Consider the following 20,021-nt stretch of genomic DNA (forward strand, 5'->3'; position numbering starts at 1 on the left):
TCGCATGTATAATGCCGCCCGTCTTCGGGGAGCGTGGCGAAAACATCGCAAAAGTTTGACGCAGCTCTCTGGAACAGGCCGCCGATGCGTTTATTCTGCATCTCTTTAACGGCTGCTCCACCGCCGACTTGAACCGTAAAGGCCCGCGATCATTTGACCAGTCCTCTTCTAGAAGCCGTAGCGCTTGCCTGTGAGCGCGACCTGCGGCTGCTCTTCGAAAAGCTCGAACTGCGTCTGGCCAGCGGCGACATGTTGCAGATCAGCGGTCCCAACGGCAGCGGCAAGACCAGCCTGTTGCGCCTGCTGGCAGGGCTGATGCAGCCGACCAGCGGCCAGGTGCTGCTCAACGGCCAGCCGCTCAACGCCCAGCGCGCGGAGCTGGCGCGCAACCTGTTGTGGATCGGCCATGCGGCGGGGATCAAGGACCTGTTGACCCCCGAGGAAAACCTCAGCTGGCTCTGCGCCCTGCATCAGCCCACCGATCGCGAGGCGATCTGGCAGGCCCTGGCGGCGGTCGGCCTGCGCGGTTTCGAGGATGTGCCTTGTCACACCCTGTCCGCCGGCCAGCAGCGCCGGGTGGCGCTGGCCCGGCTGTACCTGGACAGCCCGCCGCTGTGGATTCTCGACGAACCCTTCACCGCCCTGGACAAACAGGGCGTGGCGCAACTGGAAGAACACCTGGCCGGCCACTGCGAACGCGGCGGCATGGTAATCCTCACCACCCACCACACACTGAGTCGCCTGCCGGCCGGCTATCGCGACATCGATCTGGGGCATTGGGCCGTATGAGTGTTTTCGGACTGCTGGTTGCCCGCGAATCCCGGCTGCTGTTCCGCCGTCCCGCCGAACTGGCCAACCCGCTGGTGTTTTTCGCCATCGTTGTCTCACTGTTCCCATTGGCGGTGGGACCTGAGACACAATTGTTGCAAACCTTGTCTCCAGGGCTAGTCTGGGTAGCGGCTTTATTATCGGTTTTGCTCTCGCTGGACGGGCTTTTTCGCAGTGATTTCGAGGACGGATCCCTGGAGCAGTGGGTCCTTTCGCCGCACCCCCTGCCTCTTCTGGTTCTGGCCAAGGTGCTGGCACACTGGGCCTTTTCCGGCCTGGCACTGGTATTGCTTGCGCCCCTGTTGGCACTGATGCTCGGTCTGCCCACAGCCTGTCTGCCGGTGCTGTTGCTGTCCCTTCTGTTGGGCACTCCGGTGCTCAGCTTGCTGGGAGCGGTGGGCGCGGCGTTGACGGTGGGACTCAAGCGTGGCGGCCTGTTGCTGGCGCTGCTGATCCTGCCTTTGTACATCCCGGTATTGATTCTCGGCAGCGGCGCCTTGCAGGCGGCCTTGCAGGGGATGCCGGCGACCGGTTACCTGCTGTGGCTTGGGAGCCTGACCGCCCTGGCAGTAACGCTGACACCTTTTGCAATAGCGGCTGGCCTGAAGATCAGCGTCGGCGAATAATGAGGTCTGATCAAATTTTGATCAGTAAAGACCCTGGCTGTGCGTGACAACGCGCGGCACCCGTGATGGAAACAGTATGAACTGGACCTGGTTTCATAAGCTCGGCTCGCCCAAGTGGTTTTACGGCATCAGCAGCAAGCTGTTGCCCTGGCTGAGCATCGCAGCCTTGCTGCTGATCACCGTCGGCGTCGTTTGGGGCCTGGCCTTCGCGCCGCCGGACTATCAGCAAGGCAACAGCTTTCGCATCATCTACATCCACGTTCCCGCCGCCATGCTGGCCCAGTCCATCTACGTGATGCTGGCGGTGTGCGGGGTGGTGGGCCTGGTGTGGAAGATGAAACTGGCCGACGTCGCCCTGCAATGCGCGGCGCCCATCGGGGCCTGGATGACCGCTGTGGCGCTGGTCACCGGGGCCATCTGGGGCAAGCCGACCTGGGGCTCGTGGTGGGTCTGGGACGCGCGCCTGACCTCCATGCTGATCCTGCTGTTCCTGTACTTCGGCCTGATCGCCCTGGGCAACGCCATCAGCAATCGCGACAGTGCGGCCAAGGCCTGCGCGGTGCTGGCCATCGTCGGGGTGATCAACATCCCGATCATCAAATACTCGGTGGAGTGGTGGAACACCCTGCACCAGGGCGCGACCTTCACCCTCACCGAAAAGCCGGCGATGCCCGTCGAGATGTGGCTGCCGCTGTTGCTGACCGTGCTGGGCTTCTATTGTTTCTTCGGCGCCGTGCTGTTGCTGCGCATGCGTCTCGAAGTGCTCAAGCGCGAAGCCCGCGCCAGCTGGGTCAGGGCCGAAGTGCAGAACAGCCTGGAGGCGGCATCATGAGTTTTTCTTCCTTCGCCGACTTTCTCGCCATGGGCCATCATGGCCTGTATGTCTGGTCAGCCTACGGCATCTGCCTGGTGGTGCTGATCCTCAACGTGGCGGTGCCGTTGCTGGCCCGCAAGCGTTACCTGCAACAAGAGGCGCGTCGTCTGCGCCGGGAGAACAATCAGTGAATCCGCTGCGTAAAAAGCGTCTGTTGATCATCCTCGGTGTGCTGGGCGGCGTGGGCGTTGCCGTCGGCCTGGCGCTGAGCGCCCTGCAACAGAACATCAACCTGTTCTACACCCCGACCCAGATCGCCAACGGCGAAGCCCCCCATGACACGCGGATCCGCGCCGGCGGCATGGTGCAGATGGGCTCGCTGCAACGCTCGGCGGATTCGCTGGACGTGCGCTTCGTGGTCACCGACTTCAACAAGGCCGTGACCATCACCTACCGTGGCATCCTCCCGGACCTGTTCCGCGAAGGGCAGGGCATCGTCGCCCTGGGCAAGCTCAACGCCGACGGCGTGGTGGTGGCCGACGAAGTGCTGGCCAAGCACGATGAGAAGTACATGCCGCCGGAAGTGACCAAGGCCCTGAAAGACAGTGGGCAAATGGCGCCGGCTCCGGCCAAGGAGGGCTGAGCGATGACATCCGCAATCTTCATTCCCGAGCTCGGCCATCTGGCGATGATCCTGGCCCTGTGTTTTGCCCTGGTCCAGGCCGTGGTGCCGCTGCTCGGCGCCTGGCGTGGCGACCGTCTGTGGATGGGCCTGGCGCAGCCCGCGGCCTGGGGGCAGTTCGCCTTTCTGACCTTCGCCTTCGGCTGCCTGACCTATGCCTTCATGGTCGACGATTTCTCGGTGGCCTATGTCGCCAGCAACTCCAACAGCGCCTTGCCCTGGTACTACAAGTTCAGTGCGGTGTGGGGCGCCCACGAGGGCTCGTTGCTGCTCTGGGCGCTGATCCTCGGGGGCTGGACCTTCGCCGTGTCGGTGTTCTCCCGGCAGTTGCCGCAAGTGATGCTGGCGCGGGTGCTGGCGGTGATGGGCATGATCAGCACCGGCTTCCTGCTGTTCCTGATCGTTACCTCCAACCCCTTCGCGCGGATTCTGCCGCAGGTGCCCGGCGACGGCCGCGACCTCAACCCGCTGCTGCAGGACATCGGCCTGATCGTGCACCCGCCGATGCTCTACATGGGCTATGTCGGTTTCTCCGTGGCTTTCGCGTTTGCCATCGCAGCCTTGCTCGGCGGTCGCCTGGACGCGGCCTGGGCGCGCTGGTCGCGGCCCTGGACCATAGTCGCCTGGGCATTCCTCGGCATCGGTATCACCCTCGGCTCCTGGTGGGCCTACTACGAACTCGGCTGGGGTGGCTGGTGGTTCTGGGACCCAGTGGAAAACGCCTCGTTCATGCCGTGGCTGGTGGGCACCGCGTTGATCCACTCGCTGGCGGTCACCGAAAAGCGCGGCGTGTTCAAGAGCTGGACCGTGCTGCTGGCCATCGCCGCGTTCTCCCTGAGCCTGCTGGGGACCTTCCTGGTACGTTCCGGGGTGCTGACCTCGGTCCACGCCTTCGCCTCGGACCCCGAGCGCGGCGTGTTCATCCTGATCTTCCTGCTGTTCGTGGTCGGCGGTTCGCTGACCCTGTTCGCCCTGCGCGCGCCGGTGGTCAAGAGTCAGGTCGGCTTCAACCTGTGGTCGCGGGAAACCCTGCTGCTGGGCAACAACCTGGTGCTGGTGGTGGCGGCCTCGATGATCCTGTTGGGCACCCTGTACCCGCTGGTGCTGGACGCCCTGACCGGGGCCAAGCTGTCGGTCGGCCCGCCGTACTTCAACGCGCTGTTCATTCCACTGATGGCGCTGCTGATGGTGGTGATGGCGGTGGGCGTGGTGGTGCGTTGGAAAGACACTCCGGTGAAATGGCTGGTGAGCATGCTGACCCCGGTGCTGCTGGGCAGCGCCGCGCTGGCGGTGGTGGCCGGTATCGTCTACGGCGACTTCAACTGGGCAGTGCTGGCGACCTTCATGCTGGCGGCCTGGGTGTTGCTCGCCGGGGTCCGCGACATCTTCGACAAGACCCGCCACAAAGGCCTGGTCAAGGGCCTGCCGGGCCTGACCCGCAGCTACTGGGGCATGCAACTGGCGCACCTGGGCATCGCGGTCTGCGCCCTGGGCGTGGTGCTGTCGAGCCAGAACAGCGCCGAGCGCGACCTGCGCCTGGAGCCGGGCGAGTCCATGGACCTGGCCGGTTATCACTTCATCTTCGAGGGCGCCAAGCATTTCGAAGGCCCCAACTTCACCTCCGACAAGGGCACGGTGCGAGTGGTCCGCGACGGCAAGGAGGTTGCTGTGCTGCACCCGGAAAAACGCCTCTACACGGTACAGAACTCGGTGATGACCGAAGCCGGCATCGACGCCGGTTTCACCCGTGACCTCTACGTCGCCCTCGGCGAGCCGCTGGGCGATGGCGCCTGGGCCGTGCGGGTGCACGTCAAGCCGTTCGTGCGCTGGATCTGGTTCGGCGGCCTGCTCACCGGTTTCGGCGGCCTGCTGGCGGCCCTCGACCGGCGTTACCGGGTCAAGGTGAAGACCCGGGTGCGCGAAGCCCTGGGCATGACAGGAGCCACTGTATGAGACGCTGGATAATGTTGTTGCCGCTGGCGCTGTTCCTGCTGGTGGCGGTGTTCCTGTACCGCGGGTTGTACCTGGACCCGGCCGAGCTGCCGTCGGCGATGATCGGCAAGCCGTTCCCGGAGTTCTCCCTGCCGTCGGTGCAGGGCGACAAGACCCTGACCCGTGCCGACCTGCTGGGCAAGCCGGCGCTGGTCAACGTCTGGGGCACCTGGTGCATTTCCTGCCGGGTCGAGCACCCGGTGTTGAACAAGCTGGCGCAGCAGGGCGTGACCATCTACGGCGTCAACTACAAGGACGTCAACGCCGACGCCCTGAAGTGGCTGGTCGAATTCCACAACCCTTACCAGCTGGATATTCGCGACGAGGAGGGCACCCTGGGCCTGAACCTCGGGGTGTACGGCGCGCCGGAAACCTTCTTCATCGACGCCAAGGGCATCATCCGCGACAAATACGTCGGGGTGATCGACGAAACGGTGTGGCGCGAGAAGCTGGCCGCCAAGTATCAGGCCCTGGCCGACGAGGCCAAGCCATGAAGCGTTGGCTGGCCGCGGCCGTCCTGGGCCTGAGTATCGCTGGCGTGGCCCACGCCGCGATCGATACCTACGAATTCGCCAACGACGCCGAGCGCGAGCGCTTTCGCGAGTTGACCAAAGAGCTGCGTTGCCCCAAGTGCCAGAACCAGGACATCGCCGACTCCAATGCGCCGATCGCCGCGGACTTGCGCAAGGAGATCTTCCGCATGCTCGGCGAAGGCAAGGATAACCAGCAGATCATCGATTTCATGGTCGACCGCTATGGCGACTTCGTGCGCTACAAGCCGGCCCTGACCGGCAAGACCGCCTTGCTCTGGTTCGGCCCCGCCGGCCTGCTGTTGGGGGGCGTGGTGATCATCGCCGTGATCGTCCGGCGTCGGCGCGTGCAGCGCAGCGACAGCCCGAGCACACTTTCCGCCGAGGAGCGTCAGCGCCTCGACCAACTGTTGGATAAAGACCGCGAATGATTGATTTCTGGCTCGCCGCAGGCCTGCTGCTCCTGGTAGCCCTGAGTTTTCTGCTGATCCCGGTTCTACGCGGCCGTCGCGCCCAGCGTGAAGAGGATCGTACCGCGCTGAACGTGGCGCTTTATCAAGAACGCGTGGCCGAGCTGCAAGGCCAGCAGGCCGAAGGCGTGCTCAGCGCCGAGCAGATGGACAGCGGCCGCGCCGAAGCCGCGCGCGAACTGCTGGCCGACACCGAGGGCGCGGAACTGGCTGGGGTATCGCGCCTGGGCAAGCCGCTGCCATTACTGGCGGCGCTGCTGGTGCCGCTATTGGGCCTGGGCCTGTACTTGCATTTCGGCGCCAGCGACAAGGTCGAGCTGACCCGTGAATTCGCCCAGGCCCCGCAATCCATGGAAGAGATGACCCGCCGCCTCGAGCGCGCGGTCGCCGCCCAGCCGGATTCCGCCGAGGGCCTGTACTTCCTCGGTCGTACCTACATGGCCCAGGACCGCCCGGCGGACGCGGCGAAGATCTTCGAGCGCACCGTGGCCCTGGCCGGGCGCCAGCCAGAACTGCTCGGCCAGTGGGCCCAGGCGCAGTATTTCGCCGACGGCAAGCGGTGGTCGGACAAGGTCCAGGCCCTGACCGACGAAGCGCTGAAGGCCGATCCGAAGGAAGTCACCAGCCTCGGCCTGCTGGGAATCGCCGCCTTCGAAGGCGAGCGTTATCAAGCGGCCATCGATTACTGGAACCGCCTGCTGGCGCAATTGCCGGCGGACGACAACTCGCGCGCCGCGCTGCAGGGCGGTATCGACCGGGCCACCGAGAAGCTGCTGGCCAGCGGCGGCAAAGTGGCCCAGGCGCCCGCGTCCAAGGCTGCTGCGCTGCTCAAGGTGCGTGTCGACCTGGCCGCCGAGCTGAAAGCCAAGGTACAGCCGGGCGACAGCGTGTTCATCTTTGCCCGTGCCACTTCCGGGCCGCCGGCGCCGCTGGCGGCCAAGCGCCTGACCGTGGCCGACCTGCCGGTGACGGTGGAGCTGGGGGATGCCGACGCGATGATGCCGCAGTTGAAACTGTCGAACTTCCCGGAAGTCCAACTGGTTGCACGCATTTCCCGCGCCGGCCAACCGACTGCCGGCGAGTGGGTCGGTCGCAGCAAGCCCCTGGCCAGCAGCACCACCGCGCCGCAACAACTGACCATCGACAGCCCGGATAAATAAGAGAAGCCGCCATGACCGCCATTGCCCGCATCACCCTGTTAACACTGGTCCTGGGGTTGAGCGCCTGTGCGGTCCAGCAGCCGACGCCGCCCGAGACGCTGCCACCGATTCCGCCCGCGCAACCCACTACCAAGCCGACGCCCGGCACCCCGAGCAAACCCGCCACGCCGATCAAGCCGGCCAAGCCGTTGCCGCGCACTTCCGCGAGCTTCGCGCCGCCACCGGGCGGCAACAGCCACTGGGATCCGCGCCTGGGCGTCTATGTGCTGGATAACCAGACCAACACCTTCTACCGCCAGCGCACCTACTATCGCTGGAACAACGGCTGGAGCCGCTCCATCAGCCCCGACGGGCCATGGGAAGAGACCGATATCCACGGTGTGCCGTCGGGCCTGGGGCGCCAGTTCCAGTAAACAGTTACCAGGAAGCGTTTACCACTGAGCGGACCGCGGGCGGGTCCGGTTCAAGCAGCCGGTTGGATGGCCGATACCCCAGGGTGTTCCTGAGTATCGCCATCCGAGCGCCCGATGAAGAAAAGCCTGAACAAACCCTATTTCGCGCCCATGGCCTTCTGGCTCTGTGTTGTCGCTGTGCTGCTCGCCCTGCATGGCTTCGCCGATGTCGAAGTGCCGCAGCTGATCTACTTCTCCCTGGCACCGGTGTATTTACTGGTGCTGTTTATCTTCCTCTACTACTTCTTCTGCTGGAGCTTCATCTCGGTCTTTCCCCTGGGCGAGATCGGCTGGAAGCGCGTGGACTACGGCTGGCTGTTGCTGGCGTCGCTGGCGCTGATCGGCGAGACCCAGAGCGTCAGGACCGAATGGTTCCAGAGCGACTATCGGCTGGCCGAATCCCATGAAGCCGCGACCCAGAGTCGCCTCAAGGCCGAGATCGACGATCTGCTGGGCCCGGATCATTGCCGTGCCGCCGCGACTCTCTATAGCGCCGCCGATGCCGCGCAGGTGAGCGAGCTCTGTCAGCGTTTTGCCACGCTAGAGAGAACGGCGCAGGGGCGGCTGACGGCGCTCTCGGTGGGGACGGTGGTCCAGGCGCTGGATGAGCTTCGCGCCCGGTATTCGGCGCCGCCCGTATTGGCCTGGCTCGGCCGCCTCGATGAAACCCTGGGCGACCAGCGCAAGGCCCGGGGCGAGGTTTCCAGGCTGTATGAGCTGACCCGCGCCACCAACGCCGAGACCGTTTATCGCTACTTCGTTCCAGTATTGCTGGTGTTCGCCCTGGCCCTGCGCGCCTCGAAGGTCACCGGCGAGGTGCTGCTCAAGGCACCGCGCAAGCGCAAGGTGTGGATGATCATCAACCGGCGCATGGTGATCGATGGCCTGGGGTTTGTCCGCGGCGCCCGCAGCCGCTTCGACGAAGCGCTGCGTAACTGGCGCGTGGCGAAGTGGGACGTGGTGCACCTGGCCTGTCCGTTCCTGCCTGAAGTCAGTGCCGTCGATGCCCAGGTCGCCGTGGTGCCCGGCTTCTACGAAAACGAGTTCCAGCTGGCGGCTATCGACACCTTCGAGCAGTGCGGGTTTGTCGAGTGGGCGGCTGCCCAATCGATCGAAACCTTGTATCTGGTGGGCGAAACCGACCCTGCGCTGATCGAACGGATCCAACGCTGGGGCGAGGCGGCCAAGGTCGAAGTGCTGATACGTGGGCGAATCTGACGTCGCTCAACCTTGAGTGGCATCCGGGCGCGCCAGCAGCTGCTGGACAAAGTCGACGAAGGCCCGGGCCTTGGCGCTGGTCAGCCGCCCGGTAGGGAACACCGCCCATAGCTCCTGGCGGGGCAGCGTCCAGTCCGACATCACTTCGCGCACCGTGCCACTGGCCAGCTCGGGGGCGAACATCCATTGCGAGGCCATGGTCAGCCCCTGGTGGGCCAGCACCGACTCGCGCAACCCCTCCGCGGCGCTGACGCGAATCCGCCCGCGGACCGTCACCGATTGCTGTTCGTCGCCCCGTTCGAAGCGCCAGTGGGCACCGCCGCCGAGGCTGTAGATGATCGCCTGGTGCTTGCTCAGGTCGGCGGGGCAGGCGGGTTCGCCGTGGCGGGCGAAGTAGTCCGGGGTGGCCAATACCACGCGCCGGCATTCACCGATCCGCCGCGCGGTCAGCCCGGAGTCGCTCAAGGGGCCCATGCGCAGGGCGACGTCGATGCCGGCCTCCACCAGATTGATATTGCGGTCATCCAGCACCACGTCGATGTCGAGCTCGGGGTGGCGCTCGAGAAAGGTCCCCAGGTGCGGCACGATGTGCAGGCGGGCGAAGGTCACCGCGGCGCAGACTCGCAGCGTGCCGCGCAGCCCCGTACCGGCCCCGCGCGCCGCGAGATCGGCTTCGTCGGCCTCTTCGAGGGCCCGCCTGGCCCGCTCGAAAAACGCCATGCCGGCCTCGGTGGGCGTCAGGCCGCGGGTCGAGCGCAGCAACAGCCGCACCGCCAGCCGCGCCTCGAGCTGGGCGATGGTTTTCGATACGGCCGGCTGGCCGATATCCAGAAGCCGGGCGGCGGCGGAAAAGGACCCGCTTTCCACCACATGAACGAAGGTTTGCATGGCTGCCAGCCGGTCCATTGGGACTCCTTGTGTGTGAACGATCGAGTGTTGTGTGGAACGCCGTCGAGCCGCGGCGCCGCTTATGGGTGCCAGCCAAACCCCGGGCTTTCGCCGAACCATTGCAGGGCCTGTTCCCGCAGGGCGTTGACCAGCGGCGAATGGCTGCGGGCCCGGGACTGGGCGAGCACGATGCGTTGCAGCGGCAGCGGTTCGGCAATCGGCCGGATCGCCAGCGGCCGCCCGTCATAGCTGTGGTCGCCGAAAGGCCGGGTATAGGCCACGGCCACGCCAAAGCCGTTGGCCACCAGCCCGCGCTGCAGTTCGAAAGAATAGGTCTTGCTGAAGTTCTGCGGCTGCAAGCCATGGAAGCGGAACAGGTCGAGGAAATGCTGCCAGCTGTAGGCCTGTTCGGTCAGCAACAGGGGATAATCGCAGAGCTGGCGCAGGCTGACCTCGCGGTGACCGGCCAGGGGATGCTCGGCCGGCAATAGCGCATGGGCCGACAGTTCGCACAGCACCGTGCTCTGTACCCCATCCGGCAAGCCCAGGTCATAGCTCAGCGCGGCGTCCAGGCTGCCGTTGCTCAGTTGCTTGCCGATCTGGTCGAAGCCGTATTCGCGAATCGTCACCTCGATCGCCGGGTGGCGTTCCTTGAGGCCGCGCAACAGCTGCGGCAGGCAATAGGGCGCCAGGTCCTCGAAGCAGGCCAGCATCAGTTCGCCGGACAAGGTGTCGTCGTGGTCCGCCAGGCGTTCCAGCTCATGCACGCCGGCGACTATCTGCTGGGCCTTGTCCATCGCCAGGCGGCCGAACGGCGTCAGCGTCACTCCCTGTCCGCGCTGGCGAATGAACAGCACTTGCCCCAGGTGTCCTTCCAGTTCGCTGAGGGCGGCGGAGACCGCCGGCTGCGATACGTTCAGATGCTCGGCGGCCTGAGTGATATTGCCGTGGCGGGTGACCGCCAGGGCGCAGCGCAGGTGGCGCAGACTGATCTTCATAAGAAATTCCGAGGAGCCAGATCGGATCATATTATTTTATTTTTGGATGCGCCTGGGGCAATAGTCTGGCCGTGGTCGCCGCGATCATGGCGGCCGTCACGCAGGAGCCCCTATGAACAGGTCAGTCAGCCCTTTGGTATCAGCGGCGGATATCGCGGCTTTTCAACGCGATGGCGCCATTTGTCTACGTGGTGTGTTCAAGGACTGGGTCGGGTCGATCGCCGCAGGTATCGAGCGTAACCAGCGCGAGCCGGGCCCCTATGCCACCAATGTGGTGGCGGCCGGCGAGCCGGGCGGGTTTTTCGACGATTACTGCAACTGGGAGCGCATTCCCGAATTCGTCGCCATGGTCCGTGAGTCGCCCGCGGCGGCGATTGCGGCAGCGGTGATGCAGTCGCCCAGTGCGCAGTTCTTTCACGATCATGTACTGGTCAAGGAGCCGGGCACCCAGAAGCCGACGCCCTGGCACCAGGACATTCCCTATTACTTTCTCGATGGCGAGCAGACCGTCAGCCTGTGGATCCCGGTGGACCCGGTGCGCGAGGCGACCTTGCGCCTGATCGCCGGCTCCCACCTCTGGCCGCAATGGGTGCTGCCGCTGCGCTGGAAGGACGACAGCAGCTTTTACGAGGATGTCAGCCGCTATCGGCCGGTGCCGGACCCGGATGTCGAACCCTGCATGCAGGTGCTGGAGTGGCAGATGGAGCCGGGGGACGCGGTGCTGTTCGACTTCCGCACCGTGCACGGCGCACGCGGCAATCTCAGCCAGGCCCGCCGGCGCGTGCTGTCGCTGCGCTGGCTGGGCGAGGACGTGCGTTATGCCGAGCGCCCTGGCAGGACCTCGCCGCCGTACCCTGACCACGGCATGCAAGCAGGCCAGCGCCTGCGCCAGGACTGGTTCCCACAGATCTGGCCGCCAGCCTGATCTGCCTGAAAGACCTACAAGAGCCTGACAGCGTCTCAGCCGACGATCAGGCCATCTATCACTGCTGAGGAGAAACCCATGCCGAGCCCAACGATCCTGCCTGAGATACGCGAGTTGACGACGCCCATGGTTGCGCTGCGCCAGCATCTGCACGCCCATCCTGAACTGAGCTACGAGGAGTTCGAAACCAGCCGCCTGGTCGCCGACAAGCTGCGCGGCTGGGGGTATGAGGTTCACCACGGGCTGGCCGGCACCGGCGTCGTGGCGTCGTTGCGCAAGGGCCGGGGCAACCGGGTCATCGGCCTGCGCGCGGACATGGACGCCTTGCCGATCCTGGAAACCAGCGGCTTGCCCTATGCCAGTCGGCATGACGGCAAGATGCATGCCTGTGGCCATGACGGGCATACCGCGATGCTGCTGGCCGCCGGCCAGTGCCTGGCCCAGAGCATCGACTTCGATGGCACCGTGCGCCTGATTTTCCAGCCCGCCGAGGAAGGGCACGTTGGCGCGCGAAAGATGATCGAAGACGGCCTGTTTCAGCTGTTTCCCTGCGATGCGGTCTTTGCCATGCACAATTGGCCGGGGTTGCCGGTGGGTAAGTTCGGTTTTCTCCCCGGGCCGTTCATGGCCTCGGCCGACACCGTGACGATTGGCATCAACGGCCGTGGCGGTCACGGCGCCATGCCCCAGGACACGGTCGACCCGATAGTCGCCGCGGCCTCGCTGGTCATGGCGTTGCAGACGGTGGTGGCGCGCAACCTGCCGCCCCTGGAAATGGGCGTGGTCGGGGTCGGGGCGATTCATGGCGGCAGCAGTTCGTCAGTGGTTCCCACCCGCGTCGAGCTGGCGGTGACGGTCAGGGCATTGAAAGAGGCGACCCGTGAGCTGTTGCTACAGCGCATCGAGGCGCTGGCCCACGCCCAGGCCCAGGCATTCGGCGCGACTGCTGAGGTCACGGTCAGCGCCAACGCGTTCCCGGTGCTCTACAACCACCCGCGGGAAACCGCCCTGGCGCGGGCGGTGGCCCTGGAGTGGCTGGGCGAGGAGGGGCTGGTCGCCGATATGCAGCCGATGACCTGCAGCGAGGATTTCTCTTTCATGCTGCAAGCCTGCCCCGGCAGCTACCTGATCATGGGCAACGGCGAAGGGACGGCGGGCGGCTGCCTGTTGCATAACCCGGCCTATGACTTCAATGACGCCTGCCTGCCTTACGGCGCCAGCTACTGGGTGAAGCTGGTGAGTGCCTTTCTCGAGCCGGTCGACTGACCCGCAGTCTCTGGTGGTCGCTCCGGTCGGGCCTGTTCGGGCCCGGCCGGTCGTGGGTGCGTAGCCCTTGTCTGCAAGGAGAATGTCATGGCCGTTGTTTCCGAATCCTTCGCGCCGGTTGCGGCGACGAGTCTGTGTGTTTCCCGTCGGCGAGTGATTGTCGGTACCACTATCGGTAACGCCCTGGAGTTTTTCGATTTCACGGTATTCAGCTTTCTGATGCTGTTTATCGGGCCGCTGTTTTTCCCTGCGGCGTCCGCTTACGGGCAGTTGCTGCTGACCACCGCGACCTTTGGCGTGGGTTTCCTGATGCGCCCGGTCGGCGCGCTGCTGATCGGTTCCTACTCCGACCGCTTCGGCCGTCGCTCGGCGATGACCCTGACCCTGTTCCTGATGGGCCTGGGCTGCGGCCTGATGGCCTTGACCCCGACCTATGGCCAGATCGGCATGGCCGCGCCCCTGATCATGGCGCTGGCGCGGCTGATCCAGGGGTTTGCCGCCGGTGGCGAAGTGGGGGCGGCGACCACCCTGCTGGTGGAACACGCCCCCGCATCGCAACGGGGTTTTTATGCCAGCTGGCAGTTCGGCAGCCAGTCGCTGGGGATCTTCCTCGGCGCGATCATGGTTGCGGCGCTGGTGGCGGGGCTGGATCAACAGGCGATGAGCGAGTGGGGTTGGCGGGTGCCGTTTTTCATCGGCATGCTCACCGCCCCGGTGGGCTGGTACATCCGTCGCCATCTGGAAGACACCCTGGTGGTCGGGTTGTCGACTGCCCACAGCCAGCAGGCCAGGGAACATGCGGCCCGCAGCAGTCCGCTGCGCGAGCTGTTCGGCCAGCACAAGCGGGCATTGGGCAAAAGCGTGCTGCTGATGCTCGGGGCCATGGTCTCGACCCAGATCATCGCTTTTTACATGCCGGCCTATGCCGCCAGGGTGCTGGGCCTGCCGAACACCTCCAGCCTGCTGGCCAGCGTGGTGGTGGGGGCGGTCTGTTTTGTGTTGTCGCCTCTGGTGGGCTGGCTGGCCGATCGCTGTGGGCGCAAGCGGGTGATTTTCTGCTCGCGCCTGCTGACCCTGGTGGTGATAGTGCCGTGTTTCCAGTGGTTGATCGCCGCCCCCAGCCTGTTCAACCTGCTGCTGATCATCGGCCTGCTCTCGGTGTTGCTGACCCTGCAGACGGTGCCGGGCATCACCATGTTGCCGGAGATGTTCCCCAAGTCGGTGCGCACCACCGGCATGGCGGCGGCCTACGGTATCGGGGTCTCGGTGTTTGGCGGCTTCGCCCAGTTTTTTGTCACCTGGTTGCTGCAGGTGACCGAGCAGGCGCTGGCGCCGGCCTGGTACATGATGGCGACGGTCGCCTTGTCCACCCTGGTGTTGCTATGGATTCGCGACCGCACCGGTGAAGACATCGATCAGGCTGCGGCTTGAGCCCGGGCTCAGGCCGGGACAGGCAGCGCCTTCTGCGAGGTGCCCAGGAAACGCAGCAGGGCCAGCAACGGCAAGGCGCTGCCGACGCCGACTATGCCCAGCCAGCCGGCGTGTTCGTACACCGCGCTGGCAATCGACGAGCCGACGGCGCCGCCGATGAAGATGCTGGTCATGTACAGCGCGTTCAGGCGGCCGCGGCTATGGGCATCGAGGGCGTAGACCGCGCGCTGGCCGAGGACCATGTTCATCTGCACGCAGAAATCCAGGACCACGCCGGTCACCGCCAGGCCGATGACGCTGTAGGCCGGGTGGACAAAGGCCGGCAGGAAGCTCAAGGCGGCGAACAGCATGGCCAGCAACGAGGCGACGCGGGTGTGGCCGGCATCCGCCAGGCGTCCGCTGATGGGCGCGGCGATGGCGCCTATGGCTCCGACCAGGGCGAACAGGGCGATCTGGCTTTGCGACAGGCCGTGATTGCGCGCCAGCTCCAGCGGCACCGCGGTCCAGAACAGGCTGAAGGTGGCGAACAGGCAGGCCTGGTAAAACGCTCGCTGGCGCAGCACCGGTTGCTGGCGCAGCAGGGTGCCCAGCGAGCGCAGCAGTTGGCCGTAGGTGGCGCTGTGAGCGGGCTGGCGCTTGGGCACGGTCAGCAGCAGGACCAGGCTGATGGCGGCCATCAGCACGGCGGCGGCGATAAACATCGCGCGCCAGCCGAACAGGTCGGCCACCACGCTGGACACCGGGCGCGCCAGCAGGATGCCCAGCAGCAGGCCGCCCATGATGCCGCCGACCACCCGGCCGCGGGACTCTTCCGGCGTCAGGTGCGCGGCCAGGGGAATCAGGATCTGTACCGACACCGAGCTGAAGCCGATCAGCAGCGAGACCAGCAGAAAGGCGTTGGGTTGCTCGGTGAACCCGGCGCCCAGCAGGCTGGCGATGGCTACCAGGCTGGTGAGGATCATCAGCCGGCGGTTTTCCAGCAGGTCGCCCAGGGGCACCAGGAAGAACAGGCCCAGGGCGTAGCCGATCTGGGTCAGGGACACGATCAGGCTGGCCATGGTACTGCTCAGGCCGATGTCCGGGGCGATCAGCTCGATGATCGGCTGGGCATAGTAGATGTTGGCGACTATGGCGCCGCAGCAGAAGGCGAACAGCAGCACCATGCCGCGGGTCATGGTCGTGGCGGCGGCGGGCAGCCCCTGGGTCGTGGAAGTCATGGCGATTCTCGTTGCAGCGAAAGGGATGCGGGCGAGGCTAAGGGGCTGGCCCGTGACGCGGTAGAAGCTGACGAGCGATAGCATTCATGCCCGGGAGGAATAAATGCCTGGCGGGGCCGGCCGAGAGCGGCAGACGACGACCGGGATCGCGTTGCGATGATACATTTACTTACATTCAGTTCCATAGCTCGCTCATTGTTCCGTGGACGCTGGAGTGCTTTCGTTTAGACCTCTGTGCCACCTTTCATCACAGGAAGCCCGTCCCATGAATCTGTGCCTTCGCCGCCTGCTCGGCGGCGCCCAAGCGATCACCCTCGGCGCACTGCTGCTGGCCGGCCCGGCCCAGGCCCAGGACGCACCGGGCATGCGCATCGGCGTGCGCGGGGAAATCACCAGCATCGCCGGCGACGCGGTGCGGGTGCACGTCAACAGTGGCGAGAACGTCACCATCAACCTCACGCCGCAGACCCAGGTCCGCGCCGTGACCCTGGCCAATATCGAGGACATCAAGCCCGGCAGCTACATAGGTTCGGCCGCCGTGCCGCAGGCCGATGGCAGCCTCAAGGCGCTGGAGGTCCATGTGTTTCCACCGCAGATGGCCGGCACCGGCGACGGTCATCGGCCTTTCGATCTGGTCAAGGGCAGCAGCATGACCAATGGCCGCGTCGGCGACCTGGTGGTGAGCAATGGCCGGACCCTGACCGTCAACTACAAGGGCGGCCAGCAGACGATCCTGGTGCCGGACGACGTGCCCATCGTCAACCTGGTGCCGGGCGACCGCAGCCTGCTCAAGGCCGGGGTCAAGGTGGTGATGTTCGTCTCCCAGAGCGCGGACGGCACGCTCACCGCGCAATCGATCTCCGCCGGCAAGGATGGGGTGACGCCGCCGATGTAGCTGGCTGGCGGTTACGTTGCCAGGTGTTTCAACGGCCTGCTTTCGATGGCCTTGTGCAGGGGCTTGGTTTAGGGTTTGTGGTCGTCTATCGCAGCGGAGGTCCCATGCACACATCAGTCTTCAATCCGCCCAGTGTCTTCAATTCCCTGCAGTACGGTTTCAGCCAGGCCGTGGAGGTGCGCGGTGGGCGGCGCCTGCTGCTGTCCGGGCAGGTGGGTGTCGATGAGCGCGAGGTCTGCGTCGGCCCGGGGCTGCGCGAGCAGACCGAGCAGAGCTTCGACAATATCGCCCGGGTCCTGGCGGCAGCGGGCGGCGACCTGAGCCACGTGGTCATGCTGCGGATCTACATTGCCGAGGCAGCCCGCGACCAGCAGGAACAGATCAGCCAGGTGCTGTTGCAGCGTTTCCCCCAGCAGCCGCCGGCGTCCTCGTGGATCATCGTCAGCGGCTTGTCCTTGCCCGAGTGGCTGATCGAGGTCGAGGCCGAGGCGATGTTGCCTGAGCTGCATCAGGCGGGGAAGGCGGTGCTGTTCGAAGCTGCCGCCGGGCTTTAGATTCCTGACCCGCAAAATACTGTAGCCGCTGCCGAAGGCTGCGATCGCACACAGCGTGTGCGCAAGATCTGACGATCGCTGAAGGCCTTCGGCCTTATCGCAGCCTGCGGCAGCGGCTACAGGTGTTGTTACTTACCGCCGTAGATCTGGTCGAAGACCCCGCCATCGTTGAAGTGGGTCTTCTGCACGGTGCGCCAGTCGCCGAAGGTTTTTTCCACCGAAAGGAAGTCGACTTTCGGGAAACGGTCGGTGTACTTGGCCAGGACTTTCGGGTCCCGTGGGCGCAGGTAGTTGTTGGCGGCTATTTCCTGGCCTTCCGGCGACCACAGGTACTTCAGGTACTCTTCAGCCGCGGCACGCGAGCCTTTCTTGTCGACCACTTTGTCGACCACCGACACCGGTGGCTCGGCTTCGGCGGAGACGCTCGGGTAGATGACTTCGAACTGATCGCGGCCGAATTCGCGGGCGATCATTTCCGCTTCGTTCTCGAAGGTCACCAGCACGTCGCCGATCTGGTTGGTCATGAAGGTGGTGGTCGCGGCGCGGCCACCGGTGTCGAGCACCGGTGCCTGCTTGAACAGCTTGCCGACGAAGTCCTTGGCCTTGTTCTCGTCGCCGCCGTTCTTCAGCACATAACCCCAGGCCGACAGGTAGGTGTAGCGGCCGTTACCCGAGGTCTTCGGGTTCGGCACTATCACTTGCACGCCATCCTTGAGCAGGTCCGGCCAGTCTTTCAGGGCCTTGGGGTTGCCCTTGCGCACGATGAACACAGTAGCCGAGGTGAAAGGCGCGCTGTTGTTCGGCAGGCGGGTCACCCAGTTGTCCGGCACCAGCTTGCCGTTGTCCGCCAGGGCGTTGATGTCAGTGGCCATGTTCATGGTGATGACGTCGGCCGGCAGGCCGTCGATCACTGAGCGCGCCTGTTTGCTGGAGCCGCCGAAGGACATCTGCAGGGTGATGTTCTCGTTGTGCTCGGCCTGCCAGTGCTTCTGGAAGGCAGTGTTGTAGTCCTTGTAGAAGTCTCGCATCACGTCGTAGGAAACGTTGAGCAGGGTCGGGGCGGCCTGGGCGATGCTGCCCAGTGCCAGGCCGGCGGCCAGGAGAGAGGCGCTAACGAGTTTTTTCACTGCACATTCCTTTTATTAGAGAGTGAAGGCAATTTGCCGCCGACTATAGCCGGGGCGGTATATCTCTTTAAAGATTAAAAAGTGCTTTGCTTATTCAGTTTTCCTGGACCACTTTCGGGAACAGCGCGTTGCCACACCGCGAGCAGAACGCGGCGCCGTGCTCATGGTCGTTCTTCCTGCACACCGGGCAGTCGTGCTTGAGCTGTTCGCCGCGCAGGGCATTGGCCAGTTCCGCGGTGAAGATCCCGGTGGGCACGGCGATGATCGAGTAACCGGTGATCATCACCATCGATGAAATCACCTGGCCCAGCGGCGTCTTCGGCACGATGTCGCCAAAACCCACGGTGGTCAGGGTGACGATGGCCCAGTAGATGCCCTTGGGGATGCTGGTGAACCCGTGCTCCGGCCCCTCGACCACATACATCAGGGTGCCGAACACCGTGACCAGGGTCGATACGCTGAGCAGGAACACGATGATTTTCTGCTTGCTGCCGCGCAGCGCCGACATCAGGTAGTTGGCCTGCTTGAGATACGGGCTGAGCTTGAGCACGCGGAAGATGCGCAGCATGCGGATCACCCGGATGATCAGCAGGTACTGGGCGTCGCTGTAATACAGGGCGAGGATCCCCGGCACGATGGCCAGCAGGTCCACCAAGCCGTAGAAACTGAAGGCGTAGCGCAACGGCTTGGGCGAGCAATACAGGCGCAGGCCGTATTCGATGGCGAAGATCAGGGTAAAACCCCATTCGATATAGGCCAGCACATTGGCGTAGTTCTGATGCACCTCGTCGATGCTGTCGAGAATCACGATCACCAGGCTGGCGAGGATGATCAGCAACAGGGTGCTGTCGAAGCGTCGACCGGCCACGGTGTCGGTCTGGAAAATCATGATGTAGAGACGCTCGCGCCAGTGCCGGTTGTTGTCCGTGTTGCTGTCCATGTTGTTCGCCTGAATCGAAGGTCAGCGAAGCCTAGGGGGATTGGCCCCGGTAGCGCAAGGCGTGCTGTCCACAGCAGCCTGGCGCAGCACCCGCAGCGCGGCGCGGACCAGCCAGCAGGCGAGGATAAAGGGCGCGGTGAGAACGGGCAGGCCCAGCGCGGCGAAGCCCGGGGCGAGCAGCAGCGCCAGGAGCATTCCCGGCAGGGCCAACCAGGATCGGCGGCGGTCCTGGCTCAGGGCCAGGGCGACCAGGGCACAGTTGTAGCCGCCAAGGCCCGGCAGGGCGCCGGCGTGGTCCTGTTGCAGCAGGGCGAAGCCCAGGCCCACCGCTGAACCGAACAGCGCCCAGGCAGCCGCCCGGCGATCAGCCAGCAGCAACCCCAGGGCAATCAACACCCCGGCCAGCGGATGTTCGAGGAACATCACCTGGCCGAGCCCCTGGATCAGTGCCTGCAGCAGCGCCAGCGCATCGGGCTCGACCCAGGGTGCGGCGGCACTGGCGGGCAGCGGCGCGGCCAGGCCCAGCAGCAGCCAGCCGAGGCCGACGAAGGGCGCGGTGTAGGCCGGTAGGCAATATTGATCGCGGGCGCGTTTGAGCCATTGCCGGGTGAGGATCGCACTGACGCCGCCGCAGGCGATGATCAGCGGTGGCAGCAGCACCGACCAGTCGAAGCGCAGGCTCAGGAGCAGGCCAAGCAAGACCCCGTTGTAGCTGAACAGCCCGGCTTGCCGGTCGGCCTTGGCATAGCCCCGGCGCTGCGCGGTGAGCAGCCCGGCCACGCCACCCAGCAGCGCGCCACCGAGCAACGCCGGAGCGCTCAGGAGGATGGCCAGCATGCACAGCAGGCCGCACAACGGATGGCGCTGGAGGAAGATCTGGCTGAAGCCGTTGAGCAGGGCGGTGGCCCAGTCGGGGCAGTGTTGATGGAATGGATGTGTGGACATGAGGGTGTCGGGATGAGGAAGTCTTGACCGCTGTGCGGTCATCGCGAGCAAGCTCGCTCCTAC

The 20,021-nt window shown here is 65.1% G+C and carries 22 protein-coding genes; 16 read left to right on the forward strand and 6 right to left on the reverse strand.

Annotated features, from left to right (window positions below; genetic code table 11):
- The first annotated feature begins 153 nt into the window (after positions 1 to 153).
- The 11 genes from ccmA (at position 154) to AC07Y9_RS12230 (ending at position 8,772) form a co-directional block, all read left to right on the forward strand.
- On the forward strand, positions 154 to 789 hold the full coding sequence (gene ccmA, locus AC07Y9_RS12180) for a cytochrome c biogenesis heme-transporting ATPase CcmA (protein WP_102678461.1): 636 nt from the start codon (positions 154 to 156) through the stop codon (positions 787 to 789).
- A complete protein-coding gene (ccmB, locus tag AC07Y9_RS12185; protein ID WP_007922033.1) occupies positions 786 to 1,454 on the forward strand; it encodes a heme exporter protein CcmB in 669 nt (222 codons plus the stop codon). Before ccmA ends, ccmB begins: the two co-directional genes overlap by 4 nt.
- A gap of 76 nt (positions 1,455 to 1,530) precedes the next feature.
- The gene (locus AC07Y9_RS12190) at positions 1,531 to 2,286 is read left to right on the forward strand and encodes a heme ABC transporter permease (protein ID WP_007922035.1); all 756 of its coding nucleotides are present in this window, start codon (positions 1,531 to 1,533) and stop codon (positions 2,284 to 2,286) included.
- The gene (ccmD, locus tag AC07Y9_RS12195) at positions 2,283 to 2,459 is read left to right on the forward strand and encodes a heme exporter protein CcmD (protein WP_007922041.1); all 177 of its coding nucleotides are present in this window, start codon (positions 2,283 to 2,285) and stop codon (positions 2,457 to 2,459) included. The genes AC07Y9_RS12190 and ccmD overlap by 4 nt, the downstream gene beginning before the upstream one ends.
- Positions 2,456 to 2,911 (forward strand): cytochrome c maturation protein CcmE, encoded by a 456-nt coding sequence (gene ccmE / locus AC07Y9_RS12200; protein WP_009047728.1) that lies wholly within the window; start codon positions 2,456 to 2,458, stop codon positions 2,909 to 2,911. The genes ccmD and ccmE overlap by 4 nt, the downstream gene beginning before the upstream one ends.
- Positions 2,912 to 2,914: 3 nt before the next feature.
- Positions 2,915 to 4,903 (forward strand): heme lyase CcmF/NrfE family subunit, encoded by a 1,989-nt coding sequence (locus AC07Y9_RS12205; RefSeq protein ID WP_102678460.1) that lies wholly within the window; start codon positions 2,915 to 2,917, stop codon positions 4,901 to 4,903.
- Positions 4,900 to 5,436, forward strand: coding sequence for a DsbE family thiol:disulfide interchange protein (locus AC07Y9_RS12210; RefSeq protein WP_007922047.1), 537 nt, complete (start codon positions 4,900 to 4,902; stop codon positions 5,434 to 5,436). Before AC07Y9_RS12205 ends, AC07Y9_RS12210 begins: the two co-directional genes overlap by 4 nt.
- Positions 5,433 to 5,903, forward strand: coding sequence for a cytochrome c-type biogenesis protein (locus AC07Y9_RS12215; RefSeq protein WP_053260137.1), 471 nt, complete (start codon positions 5,433 to 5,435; stop codon positions 5,901 to 5,903). Before AC07Y9_RS12210 ends, AC07Y9_RS12215 begins: the two co-directional genes overlap by 4 nt.
- The gene (ccmI, locus tag AC07Y9_RS12220; protein ID WP_102678459.1) at positions 5,900 to 7,102 is read left to right on the forward strand and encodes a c-type cytochrome biogenesis protein CcmI; all 1,203 of its coding nucleotides are present in this window, start codon (positions 5,900 to 5,902) and stop codon (positions 7,100 to 7,102) included. The genes AC07Y9_RS12215 and ccmI overlap by 4 nt, the downstream gene beginning before the upstream one ends.
- A gap of 11 nt (positions 7,103 to 7,113) precedes the next feature.
- Positions 7,114 to 7,515, forward strand: a complete 402-nt coding sequence (locus AC07Y9_RS12225; RefSeq protein WP_007922056.1) for a hypothetical protein — start codon at positions 7,114 to 7,116, stop codon at positions 7,513 to 7,515.
- Positions 7,516 to 7,629: 114 nt separating this feature from the next.
- Positions 7,630 to 8,772 (forward strand): hypothetical protein, encoded by a 1,143-nt coding sequence (locus AC07Y9_RS12230; RefSeq protein WP_102678458.1) that lies wholly within the window; start codon positions 7,630 to 7,632, stop codon positions 8,770 to 8,772.
- 6 nt (positions 8,773 to 8,778) lie between these two features.
- Here AC07Y9_RS12230 and AC07Y9_RS12235 read toward each other — a convergent pair whose 3' ends face one another.
- Together AC07Y9_RS12235 and AC07Y9_RS12240 are read right to left on the reverse strand one after the other, a co-directional pair.
- Positions 8,779 to 9,678 (reverse strand): LysR family transcriptional regulator, encoded by a 900-nt coding sequence (locus tag AC07Y9_RS12235; protein WP_102678457.1) that lies wholly within the window; start codon positions 9,676 to 9,678, stop codon positions 8,779 to 8,781.
- A 62-nt stretch (positions 9,679 to 9,740) separates the two neighbouring features.
- Positions 9,741 to 10,658, reverse strand: a complete 918-nt coding sequence (locus AC07Y9_RS12240; RefSeq protein WP_102678456.1) for a LysR family transcriptional regulator — start codon at positions 10,656 to 10,658, stop codon at positions 9,741 to 9,743.
- A gap of 112 nt (positions 10,659 to 10,770) precedes the next feature.
- On the opposite strand from AC07Y9_RS12240, the gene AC07Y9_RS12245 reads away from it, so the two are divergent.
- The 3 genes from AC07Y9_RS12245 (at position 10,771) to AC07Y9_RS12255 (ending at position 14,280) form a co-directional block, all read left to right on the forward strand.
- Positions 10,771 to 11,583: a phytanoyl-CoA dioxygenase family protein gene (locus AC07Y9_RS12245; protein WP_102678455.1), complete on the forward strand. Its 813-nt coding sequence runs from the start codon at positions 10,771 to 10,773 to the stop codon at positions 11,581 to 11,583.
- A 78-nt stretch (positions 11,584 to 11,661) separates the two neighbouring features.
- Positions 11,662 to 12,849: a M20 aminoacylase family protein gene (locus tag AC07Y9_RS12250; protein ID WP_102678454.1), complete on the forward strand. Its 1,188-nt coding sequence runs from the start codon at positions 11,662 to 11,664 to the stop codon at positions 12,847 to 12,849.
- 87 nt (positions 12,850 to 12,936) lie between these two features.
- A complete protein-coding gene (locus AC07Y9_RS12255) occupies positions 12,937 to 14,280 on the forward strand; it encodes an MFS transporter (RefSeq protein ID WP_102678453.1) in 1,344 nt (447 codons plus the stop codon).
- A gap of 8 nt (positions 14,281 to 14,288) precedes the next feature.
- Here AC07Y9_RS12255 and AC07Y9_RS12260 read toward each other — a convergent pair whose 3' ends face one another.
- A complete protein-coding gene (locus tag AC07Y9_RS12260; protein WP_102678452.1) occupies positions 14,289 to 15,497 on the reverse strand; it encodes an MFS transporter in 1,209 nt (402 codons plus the stop codon).
- 265 nt (positions 15,498 to 15,762) lie between these two features.
- On the opposite strand from AC07Y9_RS12260, the gene AC07Y9_RS12265 reads away from it, so the two are divergent.
- Positions 15,763 to 16,392: a DUF5666 domain-containing protein gene (locus tag AC07Y9_RS12265; protein ID WP_023968338.1), complete on the forward strand. Its 630-nt coding sequence runs from the start codon at positions 15,763 to 15,765 to the stop codon at positions 16,390 to 16,392.
- Positions 16,393 to 16,496: 104 nt separating this feature from the next.
- Positions 16,497 to 16,946, forward strand: coding sequence for a RidA family protein (locus tag AC07Y9_RS12270; protein WP_102678451.1), 450 nt, complete (start codon positions 16,497 to 16,499; stop codon positions 16,944 to 16,946).
- Between the two features lie 128 nt (positions 16,947 to 17,074).
- Here the strand turns inward: AC07Y9_RS12270 and AC07Y9_RS12275 are convergent, their stop codons facing one another.
- The 3 genes from AC07Y9_RS12275 to AC07Y9_RS12285 form a co-directional block, all read right to left on the reverse strand.
- Positions 17,075 to 18,073, reverse strand: coding sequence for a sulfate ABC transporter substrate-binding protein (locus AC07Y9_RS12275; protein ID WP_102678450.1), 999 nt, complete (start codon positions 18,071 to 18,073; stop codon positions 17,075 to 17,077).
- Between the two features lie 94 nt (positions 18,074 to 18,167).
- Positions 18,168 to 19,013 carry an ion transporter gene (locus AC07Y9_RS12280; RefSeq protein ID WP_101337183.1) on the reverse strand — a complete coding sequence of 282 codons (846 nt, stop codon included), beginning with the start codon at positions 19,011 to 19,013 and terminating at the stop codon, positions 18,168 to 18,170.
- Positions 19,014 to 19,034: 21 nt separating this feature from the next.
- A complete protein-coding gene (locus tag AC07Y9_RS12285; RefSeq protein WP_102678449.1) occupies positions 19,035 to 19,958 on the reverse strand; it encodes an urea transporter in 924 nt (307 codons plus the stop codon).
- Positions 19,959 to 20,021 lie beyond the last annotated feature (63 nt).

The sequence above is a fragment of the Pseudomonas sp. GW456-L12 genome, from assembly GCF_059424045.1.

Coding starts and splice junctions, on each gene's coding strand:
- AC07Y9_RS12240 (WP_102678456.1), bottom strand. CDS start 10,658: ATGAAGATCAGTCTGCGCCACCTGCGCTGCGCCCTGGCGGTCACCCGC.
- AC07Y9_RS12245 (WP_102678455.1), top strand. CDS start 10,771: ATGAACAGGTCAGTCAGCCCTTTGGTATCAGCGGCGGATATCGCGGCT.
- AC07Y9_RS12210 (WP_007922047.1), top strand. CDS start 4,900: ATGAGACGCTGGATAATGTTGTTGCCGCTGGCGCTGTTCCTGCTGGTG.
- ccmB (WP_007922033.1), top strand. CDS start 786: ATGAGTGTTTTCGGACTGCTGGTTGCCCGCGAATCCCGGCTGCTGTTC.
- AC07Y9_RS12230 (WP_102678458.1), top strand. CDS start 7,630: ATGAAGAAAAGCCTGAACAAACCCTATTTCGCGCCCATGGCCTTCTGG.
- AC07Y9_RS12260 (WP_102678452.1), bottom strand. CDS start 15,497: ATGACTTCCACGACCCAGGGGCTGCCCGCCGCCGCCACGACCATGACC.
- ccmI (WP_102678459.1), top strand. CDS start 5,900: ATGATTGATTTCTGGCTCGCCGCAGGCCTGCTGCTCCTGGTAGCCCTG.
- ccmD (WP_007922041.1), top strand. CDS start 2,283: ATGAGTTTTTCTTCCTTCGCCGACTTTCTCGCCATGGGCCATCATGGC.
- AC07Y9_RS12250 (WP_102678454.1), top strand. CDS start 11,662: ATGCCGAGCCCAACGATCCTGCCTGAGATACGCGAGTTGACGACGCCC.
- AC07Y9_RS12285 (WP_102678449.1), bottom strand. CDS start 19,958: ATGTCCACACATCCATTCCATCAACACTGCCCCGACTGGGCCACCGCC.
- AC07Y9_RS12235 (WP_102678457.1), bottom strand. CDS start 9,678: ATGGACCGGCTGGCAGCCATGCAAACCTTCGTTCATGTGGTGGAAAGC.
- AC07Y9_RS12190 (WP_007922035.1), top strand. CDS start 1,531: ATGAACTGGACCTGGTTTCATAAGCTCGGCTCGCCCAAGTGGTTTTAC.
- AC07Y9_RS12270 (WP_102678451.1), top strand. CDS start 16,497: ATGCACACATCAGTCTTCAATCCGCCCAGTGTCTTCAATTCCCTGCAG.
- AC07Y9_RS12225 (WP_007922056.1), top strand. CDS start 7,114: ATGACCGCCATTGCCCGCATCACCCTGTTAACACTGGTCCTGGGGTTG.
- AC07Y9_RS12255 (WP_102678453.1), top strand. CDS start 12,937: ATGGCCGTTGTTTCCGAATCCTTCGCGCCGGTTGCGGCGACGAGTCTG.
- AC07Y9_RS12280 (WP_101337183.1), bottom strand. CDS start 19,013: ATGGACAGCAACACGGACAACAACCGGCACTGGCGCGAGCGTCTCTAC.
- AC07Y9_RS12205 (WP_102678460.1), top strand. CDS start 2,915: ATGACATCCGCAATCTTCATTCCCGAGCTCGGCCATCTGGCGATGATC.
- AC07Y9_RS12265 (WP_023968338.1), top strand. CDS start 15,763: ATGAATCTGTGCCTTCGCCGCCTGCTCGGCGGCGCCCAAGCGATCACC.
- AC07Y9_RS12215 (WP_053260137.1), top strand. CDS start 5,433: ATGAAGCGTTGGCTGGCCGCGGCCGTCCTGGGCCTGAGTATCGCTGGC.